This is a genomic window from uncultured Brachyspira sp. (assembly GCF_934747485.1).
Lineage (GTDB): Bacteria > Spirochaetota > Brachyspiria > Brachyspirales > Brachyspiraceae > Brachyspira.
On sequence record NZ_CAKVGN010000033.1, the window covers coordinates 1 to 12,582 of the forward strand.

At 28.3% G+C, this 12,582-nt stretch carries 11 protein-coding genes; 6 read left to right on the plus strand and 5 right to left on the minus strand.

Annotated elements, in window-relative coordinates:
- Positions 1 to 157: 157 nt before the first annotated feature.
- From Q0H31_RS07315 to Q0H31_RS07325, 3 genes are read left to right on the plus strand one after another with little or no spacing between them, the layout of a single operon-like run.
- Positions 158 to 574: a secondary thiamine-phosphate synthase enzyme YjbQ gene (locus tag Q0H31_RS07315; RefSeq protein WP_295296833.1), complete on the plus strand. Its 417-nt coding sequence runs from the start codon at positions 158 to 160 to the stop codon at positions 572 to 574.
- Position 575: 1 nt separating this feature from the next.
- Entirely contained in the window at positions 576 to 1,334 is a 759-nt protein-coding gene (locus Q0H31_RS07320) for an HAD family hydrolase (RefSeq protein ID WP_295296835.1), read from the plus strand.
- A gap of 46 nt (positions 1,335 to 1,380) precedes the next feature.
- The gene (locus tag Q0H31_RS07325) at positions 1,381 to 1,887 is read left to right on the plus strand and encodes a hypothetical protein (RefSeq protein ID WP_295296837.1); all 507 of its coding nucleotides are present in this window, start codon (positions 1,381 to 1,383) and stop codon (positions 1,885 to 1,887) included.
- 572 nt (positions 1,888 to 2,459) lie between these two features.
- Here Q0H31_RS07325 and Q0H31_RS07330 read toward each other — a convergent pair.
- Entirely contained in the window at positions 2,460 to 3,620 is a 1,161-nt protein-coding gene (locus Q0H31_RS07330; protein WP_295296839.1) for a phosphopentomutase, read from the minus strand.
- A gap of 89 nt (positions 3,621 to 3,709) precedes the next feature.
- Complete coding sequence (locus tag Q0H31_RS07335; protein WP_295296842.1) at positions 3,710 to 4,240, minus strand: hypothetical protein; 531 nt, start codon at positions 4,238 to 4,240, stop codon at positions 3,710 to 3,712.
- Positions 4,241 to 4,360: 120 nt separating this feature from the next.
- On the opposite strand from Q0H31_RS07335, the gene Q0H31_RS07340 reads away from it, so the two are divergent.
- The gene (locus Q0H31_RS07340; RefSeq protein ID WP_295296843.1) at positions 4,361 to 5,623 is read left to right on the plus strand and encodes a pitrilysin family protein; all 1,263 of its coding nucleotides are present in this window, start codon (positions 4,361 to 4,363) and stop codon (positions 5,621 to 5,623) included.
- 524 nt (positions 5,624 to 6,147) lie between these two features.
- On the opposite strand, the gene Q0H31_RS07345 is transcribed toward Q0H31_RS07340, so the two are convergent.
- From Q0H31_RS07345 to coaBC, 3 genes are read right to left on the minus strand one after another with little or no spacing between them, the layout of a single operon-like run.
- Entirely contained in the window at positions 6,148 to 8,469 is a 2,322-nt protein-coding gene (locus Q0H31_RS07345) for an ABC transporter permease (RefSeq protein WP_295296845.1), read from the minus strand.
- A gap of 27 nt (positions 8,470 to 8,496) precedes the next feature.
- Positions 8,497 to 9,204, minus strand: a complete 708-nt coding sequence (locus Q0H31_RS07350) for an ABC transporter ATP-binding protein (protein ID WP_295296848.1) — start codon at positions 9,202 to 9,204, stop codon at positions 8,497 to 8,499.
- A 35-nt stretch (positions 9,205 to 9,239) separates the two neighbouring features.
- A complete protein-coding gene (gene coaBC, locus Q0H31_RS07355) occupies positions 9,240 to 10,442 on the minus strand; it encodes a bifunctional phosphopantothenoylcysteine decarboxylase/phosphopantothenate--cysteine ligase CoaBC (RefSeq protein ID WP_295296849.1) in 1,203 nt (400 codons plus the stop codon).
- A gap of 369 nt (positions 10,443 to 10,811) precedes the next feature.
- On the opposite strand from coaBC, the gene Q0H31_RS07360 reads away from it, so the two are divergent.
- On the plus strand, positions 10,812 to 11,366 hold the full coding sequence (locus tag Q0H31_RS07360) for a DJ-1 family glyoxalase III (protein ID WP_295296850.1): 555 nt from the start codon (positions 10,812 to 10,814) through the stop codon (positions 11,364 to 11,366).
- A gap of 67 nt (positions 11,367 to 11,433) precedes the next feature.
- Positions 11,434 to 12,420, plus strand: a complete 987-nt coding sequence (locus Q0H31_RS07365) for a sugar phosphate nucleotidyltransferase (RefSeq protein ID WP_295296852.1) — start codon at positions 11,434 to 11,436, stop codon at positions 12,418 to 12,420.
- Positions 12,421 to 12,582: the final 162 nt, after the last annotated feature.

Here is a 12,582-nt window from a genome sequence, read left to right on the forward strand (position 1 = left end):
AAATTATGATACACCTATGCTATACTTTAAGAAATTAAGGAATTCCTAACTGCAATATGTCTGGCTCCTGTGCAAAACCAACAAAAATATTTTTGACAAACGGGCTTTATTTTGATATAATCTTTTTCATAAAATAATAAGAAAGAGTTTACACAAAATGAAATCATATAGAAAAGTTTTGGAGATAAATTATCCAAAGAGAAGAGGATATATTAACATTACTAATGAAGTTCAAAGATGCTTAGAAGAAAGCGGAATAAAAGAAGGCTTAATTTTATGCAATGCTATGAATATTACTGCGAGTGTATTTATTAATGATGATGAGAGCGGGCTTCATAATGATTTTGAAGTTTGGCTTGAGAAATTAGCTCCAGAGAAACCTCATAGTCAATATAGGCACAATGGATATGAAGATAATGCTGATGCTCATTTGAAAAGACAGATTATGGGAAGAGAGGTTGTTGTGGCGGTTACAAACGGCAAATTAGATTTTGGTACTTGGGAGCAAATTTTTTACGGAGAATATGACGGCATGAGAAATAAAAGAGTACTCATAAAAATTATTGGAGAATAAAATGAAATTATTTGTTAGCGACTATGACATGACTTTATATATTAATCGCATTGTAGATGATAAAGTAATTAAGGCTATAAAAAGATGGAGAGAAAAAGGAAATATATTTGTTATTGCTACTGGAAGAAATAAATTTTCAATATTAGAGCAAACTCATAACAACAATATAGAGTTTGATTATATCATAGCTAATAATGGTGCTTTAATTATGGACAAAGACAGTAATATAATTTTAAAAGAAGAGATAGAAATAAATGATGCTATGGAAGTTATCAATTATTTATACAACAGCTATGAAGGAAGCGTTGAAATATCAAATGACAATGAAATTTTATCTGTAATACCAAGAAAAGGAGAACATAATTTACCTTTTAAAGTAGATAGAAAAATAACAATAGAAGAAGCACAAAATATAAAAAGTATTACCCAAATAAATAAAATAAGTCCAGATGTAAATAAAACAGAAATTATACAAGATGAAATAAATAACAAATTTAATACAGTAACAGCCTATGGTAATATTACAGCTATAGATATAGTAAGGGCAAATATTAGCAAAGCCACAGGGATAAAAAACCTTGAAAATATTTTAAAAGATAAAAATATAGAAAAAATATTAGCAGCTGGCGATTCAAACAATGATATAGATATGATAAAAAAATATGACGGCTATGTTCAAATTAATGCAAGAGAGCATATAAAAAAAATAACAAATAAATATTTTAATTTAATATCTGATATTATTGAAGCAAATTTGTAAATATATAGTTGCAAGAGTTATAGAAACTATTATAATAATATTATATATGAGAAACATTTTATTTATTATAACTCTATTATTTGTAAGCATATCATGTGCTAATTACTCTCTAAAAATAAAAGACGATAAACTCACAGGCATACAAACCTATACATATGCCGATGAATATTATGAATATGGTGCTAAATTATATTTTCAAATAAATAATGATAAAGAAATTACTTGGTGGCTATATATCGGCACTAAAGCTATGCCCAATTTAATTTATGCCAATACTGCATATATATTTGATACTAAAACTTATGATAAAATAATATTTACTTTAACTAATGTTTCAAGAAATATATCCACAACCGCCGCTGTAATTAATGAATATGCTATAATACAAATTAGCGACGGGGAAGTAAAAGAGCTTTATAAAATACTTACCAATGCTAAGGAAGTTGGTTTAAGAATATCTGGAAGAGAATATCAAGAGTTTATGTTATCATCATCACAAGTAAAAGCAATGATTGACACTATAGAATACTATAACAATGAGTTTAATAATTAATAGTATAACCAAAATAGTTTATAATGTTTTTCTTTTCAAACTAAATTAATAAATATTTGTATTGTTTTTGATTTAATATTTAGTATGTAAAATATAATTAGTATTACTTTCTTAACTTGCACTTTTTGGTTCTTTTGACGAAGTCCGCACCGCAACCGAAGGAAGTGCCTGTGGGTGCGATCTGCGGGAAAAAGAACAATTATTATAAATTTAAAAATTTTTATGTTTTTTATTATTTGTGGTGGCTTTGCCCCCAAGCCCCCAGTTCTTTTATTGGTATAAAAGAACCAAAAGAACTGCATTTTTATGAAGTAATACTTAGGTATATTCAAAAATACAATTTATTATTTTATATATATCATATATAAAACTAAAAATATTTGCACTTTTTGGTTCTTTTGACGAAGTCCGCACCGCAACCGAAGGAAGTGCCTGTGGGTGCGAGCTGCGGAAAAAAGTTGAACAAAAAAACTTATATGGCAAGTTTACTATGTATTTATAAAATATAAAATTAATAAAAAATACACATTCTATAATATACTAATATAATTAATTCATATAAATACATTTTATTATATAAAAGCACCTTCAAGCTTTGTTTGTCCAAGCAAATATTTCTCTATTGTAGCTGCTATAGAAACAAATGATTCTTTTACACCTATATTAATATTTTTATTTAATTTCTTTCCAAAAGCAAGTATTGGTATATACTCCCTCGTATGGTCGCTTCCTTTGTATGTAGGGTCGCATCCATGGTCGGCTGTTATTATAAGCAAGTCATCATCATTCAAATTATCAATCATCTCTGGTATATATTTATCCAATTCTTCTAAAGCGTTTTTGTATCCTATATAGTCCCTTCTATGACCGTAAAGCATATCAAAATCAACTAAATTAGTAAATATAAGCCCATTATCAACTTCTTTAATAGCCTTAATAGTTTTTTCTATGCCGTCGAGATTGTTTTTGTTGGTTAATCTGTTTTCAGTAATGCCAACTCCAGCAAATATATCGCTAGTTTTACCTATACCAATAACAGGCAAATTATTATTTTTAAGCCTATCAAGCATAGTTTCACCGCTTGGAGGCACAGAATAGTCATGACGCCTTTCTGTTCTCTTATAATTACCCTTAGTGCCAATATAAGGACGTGCTATAACCCTCGCAACAGGTGAATATTTATTGCATATCTCTAAAGATTTTTCACATATTCTATAAAGCTCATCTACAGGTATAATATCCTCATGAGCTGCTATTTGAAGTACAGAATCTGCAGAAGTATACACTATTAAAGAGCCATTTTTTAACTGCTCATCTGCATAATCGTCTATAACCTCAGTTCCAGAATAAGGCTTATTGCATACAACAGTCCTTCCAGACATTTTTTCTATTTCTTTTATAGTAACATCAGGAAAGCCATTAGGATAAGTATTAAAAGGTTTTGTAGAAACTAAACCAGCTATCTCCCAATGCCCCGTAGTTGTGTCTTTTGCTTTAGAAGTCTCCATTGCCTTGCCGAAATATCCTTCAGCATTATTTACTTTTGCCACACCTTCTATATCTATAATGTTGCCAAGCCCAATTTTCTCTAAATTAGGCAAACTGATTCCTCCAGATGCCTTAGCTAAATTAGCCAAAGTGTTTACTCCCTCATCGCCAAACTCTTTAGCATCAGGCAAAGCACCCACTCCGCAGCTATCTACAACTATTAAAACAGCTTTTTTCTTATTCATATTAAAAAAATCTCCTAATTGATAAATATTCTTATACTATATTTAACAGTTTTTAATATAAAAAATAAAAAAATATAGTATAAAAATTATTATCTTAATACACCAAAATTAATAGGTTTATTAAACTCTACCTCATCAGGATTTGGTATAGGATAGTCAGACATATCTTTATCTTCACGAAGAAAACCGTATAGATTTAAATTATTTTTATTCCAAGCATTTAACCTATTATAATATGCCCTAGTATAATCTGAAGTCATTGATATATTATTTTCGTTAAGAATAAAACTAACATACATATTAACTTTTTTATTAGGTATTTCTGAAGTAGTTCTCACATTGCGGGCAACCTTTTTTAGAGGCGTTACTTCATAATAGTAGGCATTAGTTTCACTCTTTGCATAATCAAACTTGCCTATCCCTCGTTTTTTTCCAAACAAACTATATTCCACATCTCCATTATCTAAAAAAGTATATAAATATCCATTTGGAGCAACTACCCTCTTACCTCTTACCTTTTTTATCCATATATTATTATAATTTCTATTAGCTGTTTTCATATTTGATGCACAAGAGAGTGTAAAAAATAATAATAAAAAAATGCTAAATAATTTTTGCATGCCAATTTCCTAAAAATATTTTATAACAGTATCGACTAATATTTTAATTATCATTAAAACATTTGCAAATACTTATATTATACATTATAATCTAATTTCAATAAACTAGGAAATAAACAAATGGTAAAAAGATTAACCTTAAACAATGGCATAAGAATAATTTTAGAATATATGCCTATTTTAGAAACAGTTTCAGTTGGTTTTTTCTTCATTACAGGCAGTGCTGATGAAACTGAAAAAGAAAATGGATATTCACATTTTATAGAACATATGCTATTTAAAGGTACTAATGATATGTCTTCTAAAGAGATAGTGCGATATATAGAAGGTGTAGGAGGAGTATTTAATGCCTATACTTCAAGACATTTCACTTCTTTTTATATTAATATAATATCAAAATATTTTGACAGAGCAATAGATACATTGTCTAATATAGCATTAAACTCAGCATTTAGAGAAGAGGATATAAAAAAAGAAAAAAAGGTTATTATAGAAGAGTTAAAAATGACATCAGACTCTCCAGAAGAGATAATGACCAATCAATTTTTTGAAAAAGCCTACAAGGGTACATCTATGCAGTTTCCTATAGGCGGAAATATAAAAAACATAAAAAATATAAGCAGAGATAAAATATTAACTTATTTTAAAAATCATTTTAACTCAAATAATTTAATAGTATCAATAGCAGGAAATTTCAATGTAAAATCAGCAATAGATAAATTATCTTCTATGGAGCTTAAACAAAATATATTACCTGCAAATGAAGAATTACCATTTTTTTATAAATCAGTGTCAAAAGAAAAAGCAGACTTAAATCAAGTATATTTTGCTTTAATAACCCCATCATACAGTGCATGTGATAAAAGAAAATATACCATGAACATTGTAAATGATATATTCGGAGGAAGTTCATATTCAAGATTATTTCAATCTATAAGAGAAAATAAAGCATTATGCTATAGCATATACAGCAACAATTCAGCTTTTCTAAACGGAGGTACTTTCGATATATTTGGTTCAACAAGTTTAGACCGTTATGAAAAGACTGTAACAAGCATATATGATGAAATAGAAAGGTTATTAGATGAAAGAATAACTAAAGAAGAACTTGAAGAGGCAAAAGAGAGCTATAAAAGTTCCATGTCTTTTAGTAAGTTTAGTGCAAGCTTTGCTATGAATAAAAATGCAAGAAATGAGCTTTATTTTTCTAAATATGTATCTTATAAAGATTTGTATAACACAATAGACAAAATTAATATAAATGATATAAATAAAGCAATAGAAGATATATTTCAAGACAAAAAGTTTTTTCTCACAGCAGTAGGTCCAAAAGGAACAAAGAAAATCACAGATAAAGTAAGCAAGAAATTAAAACTTAATTGATTAATTTTTAATTTTTTTATTTGTGCTGGTTTTTCCAACTGATAAGCGTATACGTATAATAGCTCCAAAAGTTATTAAAAAGCTGATAATACATTCATAAAAATTATCAAAATATAGCTGTTTATGTATATACTGAAACAACTATATTTTATTCATATTCCAAATATATAAAGCTAAAGCTCTTGCACTTTTTGGTTCTTTTTGCTGCGGGAAAAAGAACAATAAAAATTGACAAACTTAGAAATTATTATTATATACTAAAAATTTAGTTTTTATATTTTTTATTATTTTCGGGGGCTAGCCCCCGAGCCCCTACTTCTTTTGTTGCCACAAAGAAGCAAAAAGGCTGAATTTTTTATGCTTAAAATAAAAGTAGTATCTTATAGTTTATACATATTCAAAACATACAACACTATAGTATTTGCACTTTTTACGACAGGAAAAGTTTATAATACATTCATAAAAATTATCAAAATATAGAGGTTTAGATATATGCTAAAACTTAAAATACTTATGAAGATTTTTTACTCTTCTCTGTCTTTTAAGCCCTCAACCATATCAAGCTTATTTACATAATGCATACTCATCAAAGACACCAAGAATATAACAATAATAAGTAACCCTATTGCTAATGCATAACTATAATTATAAACGTGTGGTACAAACGAAAATAACTTGCTTGAAAAAGGTTTCTTAACCAAATAAAGTATGCCATATCCAGCCAATATTCCCACAGGTATTGCTATTATCACTTGAGTAATAGTTTCTTTTAATGAGGCAAGCATTATCTCTTTAGTGGTGTATCCCATAACCTTAAGAAGCGTAAACTCATATCTTCTTGTAGCCAAAGTAATAACTCCAACACCATAAAGCGATGTAGCACCAAGCAAGAATGCTATAAATATAAGTATTTGCACGAGTAAATATATTGTAGCTATTTGATTTTTATATGCCTGATATTCATCATTTCTAAAACTATAATATGATACATCTTTACTATCATCTAATATAGCTTTTATATCATCTCGAGAAACATCATCTTTAGAAGTTAAAAATAAAGAGTTGTAAACATTTGGTATATCAAAAGTATCTTCTGCAAAATCTTTATCCATATAAATATAAAACATACCCTGCTGTTCTACAAGCTTGCTGACTTTCACTCTTCTTGATATGCTGTTTCCAATAGTATATAATTCTATTCCTATATAATCATTTTCTTTTACTTTTAATTTATCTGCCAAATATTTTGGAATCATTACAGAATCTTCTCTATCTTCGTTGTATGGTATATCAAGAGAAGAAAATCCATCTTTATATATCAGAGTAGGCAAATAAATACTTTCACTATCATCATCAAAAGCAGGATATAGCCTTGATTGATAAATAGCAGCCTTATCATAATATTTTATGCTGTCATTAGTGAGTATATCACTATTATCTTCCCATTTTGTTGGAGTAATATTCACAGAAGCATCATACAAAGCAAATTTCTCATAAAGGGTATATAAAAAATAATCAAAAGAATTATTAAACCCTTGAGCAAATATAGTCATACTAATTGCCGCAAACATTCCCCAAAGCGATGCTAAATATCTCGTTTTACTTCTTGAAGCATTTTTTATCGCGTATCTGCTGTTGAATGATAATTTATTCCATATACTGAATTTCTCTATTAATGTTTTACCAGAACTCTTTGGAGGCTCTCCACGCATGGACTGAGCTGGGTTTAGCTTTAATATAGAAATAGCTGCAAGCAAATTAGAGAATATGCATACAAACAATATTATTAAAGTTGATATTATCCATAAATCTAAGTAAACATGATAATTAAAGTCAGGCATATCAAATATAGCCCCAAGAGACTTAAATATTGGCGGCAAAAGAATCCTACTCGCAATAAAAGCTAATAATATTCCAAAGAACGACACCAAAAATGAATATTTGATATACATAAACATAATAGAAAAATCTGTAAGCCCAATAGCTTTCATTATGCCTATTTGTTTTCTTTCAACAGCAACATTTCTTCTCTGTATAATATATAAAAGCAGTATAGCCATAAGTAAAAGTATAGACGGCGAAATATATGAAAAAGAATCTATTTGAAGCAATGTTTGTTCATAGTTTATATAATTTACAGATTGTCCTCTGTCTGTAAAGAAAAATATTTTTTGTTTTAGCTTTATTCTTATAAGCTGTTCTATATTATCTCTATTTACATTATCTTCGTATTTTATATATATGGAATTGTAAGGCACATAATTAAAGTTATTATCATTCATTTCTATAACAGCAAAATCTTTAGCCTCAGAAGCAGTAGAAGCTCCGTCTTTAAACAAGAAAACATAATTAGGATAGGATACTAAAGCTGCTATCGTAAAGGAATTAGTTTTATCATTAAATATAACTTCTACTTCATCTCCCAAAGATAATGAATTAGCATCTGCAAAATTTTTGTTAATTGCTATCTCATTAGTTTCCAAAGTATCTTTTCCGTCATATATGTAAGGTATATTTATCCTATTTTTATTTTCTTCAACTCCGTATATAATAGCATCAATATCCTCTATTTTTCCCTGAAATCTATGCTTAGCCTCTACCATATCGATACCCTTAATCTCTTCAATGGTTTTTATATCATCTTCGCTAAACATACCAAATAATACTAAATCATCTAAATTATTTTTATCAAAATACTCTTCAGCAGTAAGTTTAAAATCTCTATATACAGTCTTTACAGCCACAAAAAAAAGCACCGCTAAAGTTACTATAAAAATAGCAGATATAAATATTGCAAGCTGTTTACTAATTTTTCTAAATAAAAGTTTCGTTTTTATATTAAACATTATTTTTCCATTAATAAAATTATTTTCTTACCATTCTATATCTTCAGGATTTAAAGGGTTTTCCACATCATATTTCTCTATCACCTCTCCGCTTAAAACCTTAACAACCGTATCAGCCATCTTAGCAATCTCTTTACTATGAGTAATTAATACTATACTAGTACCCAAATCCTTATTTAAGTTTCTTAATATTCTAAGAGCCATGATACCAGTTTTATTATCCAAAGCCCCCGTAGGCTCATCGCATAATACAACTTTTGGTTTTTTAGCTATAGCACGAGCAATACTCACCCTCTGCTGCTCTCCTCCGGATAATTCTGTAGGATAATGCTTCATTCTATGCTCAAGCCCCAAAAGTTTTAAAGCATTCTCAGCATTATCTCTTGTAAGACCAGTTATTTCTGTAGAAAACTCAACATTCTCTAAAGCAGTTAAATTTGGAAGAAGGTTATAACTTTGAAACACAAAGCCTATATTTTCTCTTCTAAACTTAGCTAATTTTTTATTGCTGTAATGAGTAATATCTTCACCCAAAAATAATACTCTTCCTCCCGTAGGCTTATCCAATGCCCCAAGTATGTTTAAAAGCGTACTTTTACCAGAACCGCTTGGTCCAAGTATAGCAGTAAGTTTACCCTCTTCTATAGTAAGATTAATAGATTTTAATGCCTCCGTAGCACCTCCTCCATGACCATATATCTTACTAATATCATTTATTTCATAAAGATAACTCATTAATTTAATCCTATTTTTTATTTATATTTAACTAATTATATATTTTTATTCTTCCATTCCTCAACAGCAATACTAACAATTTCCTTCGCACATTCCCTTTTACTAAGCATTGGGAAATTTCTCACTCTTCCATCTTTGAAGAAAATACTTATTTTATTAGTATCTTTTCCAATAGCATCTTTTATATTGTTAGCTACTATCATGTCTGCTCCCTTTTTGTTCATTTTCTCTACTGCATAATTTTTTAGCTCTTCATCATTAAGAGCTGTTTCTGCCGCAAATGAAACTATAAGCGTATTCTTAGACTTTTTATCCCTTGTGCTAACCAATATATCATCATTTTGCTTTAATTCTATGGCATTAATATTTTGTTTTTTTAACTTTTTATCATGCACAATAGCAGGTCTAAAATCTAAAGGAGCAGCAGCCATAAGCAAAATATCAGTATTTTCAAGTTCAGCAAGTACATTATTTTTTAAATCTTCTGTAGTATCTATTTTTATTTTCTTGTCGCTTGCATATACACGAAGCTCTTCATTAACATCGCCTTCTATATATGTAGTAATTCCTCCACCAAGATGTATTTCATTATATATAGCCTCTCCCATCTTACCGCTAGAATTATTTGTAATATATCTTATAGGGTCTATCCACTCTTTTGTAGCACCAGAAGTTACTGTAAATCTTATATTATCATACTTCAAACTGAAATGGCTAAAGTTATTAACAACTTTGTCTGCTATCTCTTCCAAATCTGCAAGTCTTCCTATACCAGTATCATTACAAGCCATATTTCCAGCAGCAGGTCCTATCATAGTATATTCAAGTTCTTCAATCAAATAATGAACATTTTTCTGAACTGCCTTATTAAACCACATATTAGGGTTCATTGCTGGGGCAAACATCTTCTTTCCTGTATAGGCACATGCTATAGAAGTAATAGTGTTATCGCATATACCATTTGCTATTTTTGATATTGTGTTTGCATCTGCCGGAGCTAATAAAAATACATCGGTTTTTCTGCTAATATTTATATGCGTAAGGGGGTCTTCTTCCTCCCACATATCCCTTATAACATGATTGCCGCTCATTGTTTCTAATGCTTTTACGCCTACCATATATTCTGCATTTTTTGTAACAGCACATATTACTTCATGTCCCTGTTTCTTTAACATGCTAACAAGAAAAGGCATTTTATAGGCTGATATAGAACTAGTTATAGCTAATAAAATCTTCATAAATAATTTTTCAAATGTTATTTTTTATAATTATATATTAATATAAACAAAAAAAACAGTCTATATTAAATTTTATTTTTTTAAAAGCAATAAACACTCTCTTTAGATTTAAAAAAATCATCTTTTTAATTAATATAATAAACATTAATTTTAGTCAATACCATTAGTATTATTTATGTATGCCTAAAAATAATATAATAATTTTTTTTAAAAAACTAATATAAAAACTTTCATACTGCAACTATCAATTTATAATATACTAACGCATAAAAATAAATGTATTTAAATACAGTTATATATTGCAAAAAACAAAATAAATATTAAAATATAATTTATTAAAAAACACAACTGATAAGGAGAATAACTACAATGTCAAAAAAAGTTTTAGTACCATTAGCTGAAGGTTTTGAAGAACTAGAGGCTGTAACTATTACAGATGTATTAAGAAGAGCAAATATAGAAGCAATAACTGCCTCTTTAACTGATAATTTAGAGGTAAAAGGCTCACATGGTATAGTATTAAAAGCTGATACTACATTAGATAAAGTTATAAATGAAGATTTTGATGCTATAGCACTTGCTGGCGGTATGGGCGGAATGAATAATTTAAAAAATGATAAGAGAGTTATAGACAAAATTCAAAAAATGTATAAAAATAAAAAGTTAGTATCTGCAATATGTGCTTCTCCTATAGTATTAGGTGAAGCTTCTGTTATAAAAGACAAATATACATGCTATCCAAGCTGTGAAAGTATGGTTAAAGGCGGAGAGTATGTTGAAAAAGATTTAGTTGTAATTAATGATAATATTATCACCTCTAAAGGTCCTGCTACTACGGTATTTTTTGCATTAGAAATAGTAAAATATTTGCTTGGAAATAATGAAGATGTTGCTAATGCTATGCTTGTGCCATTAATTAAATAATTATATTGATTTATTTACATTTATGAATATATTATAATATATAATATTTTTTATAAGGATATATAAATTGAAAGTTATAATACCAGCTGCAGGTGAAGGCACCAGATTAAGACCGCACACAATAACAAAACCAAAACCTATACTTCCTATAGCAGGCTCTACAATTATTGACTTTATTATGAAAGAGGTATTAGAGTTAGAGAATCTTGAAGAGGTTATATTTATAGTAGGATATTTAAAAGATAAAATGATAAACTACTTAACTTCTAAATATAAAGATGTAAAACTTACTTTTGTAGAGCAAAAAGAGTATAAAGGATTGGCTCATGCTGTTTCGCTTACCAGAGAGCATATAAAAGATGATGATAAACTTTTTATTATACTTGGAGATACAATATTTAAGCTTAATTTATCAGATATAGTTGCTAAAAATGAGAACTCATTAGGTGTATGCGAAGTAGATAATCCGAGCAGATTTGGTGTTGCTTTGCTTGACAGCAATGGTGTTATTACAAAGCTTGTAGAAAAACCTAAAGAGCCTATAAGTAATTTGGCTTTAACAGGAATGTATAATATTGTAAACTCTAAAGAATTATTTGATGCTATAGATTATATAATTAAAAATGATATAAAAACAAAAAATGAATATCAATTAACCGATGCTTTAGAGTATATGATACAAAATGGAAGTGTGTTTAAAACATTCAAACTTGATGGGTGGTATGACTGCGGTGAAAAAAATACTATGATAGAAACAAATAAAACTATAATTACTCATAGCATACTTAGCAAATGGGTAAAAGATACTGCTATAATACCTCCTGTTTTTATTGAAGAGGATGTGAAAATAAATAGGTCTGTTATAGGGCCTTATGTGCATATAGGAAGAAATTCTAATATAGAAAACTCAATATTAAAAAACTGTATAATGTTTGAGGAAGTTAGTATATCAAACGCTTTAATGGAAAACTGCATAATATCAGAAAATGCACGCTATAAAGGAAAAACTAATTCTATGGATATGGGAGCTTCAATAAACATAGAACAAAATTAAATAATTATTGCCCCCATTACAAAAAATTGTATAGCTAATATTATTATATTTATAATTGTATTCATTGTAAAAAGTGATATAGGATAATCGCACATAAGTATTACAAATTTAAATTTCTCAAAAGTTGATATAAATAAATATATTAAAAAAACAATAAGTATT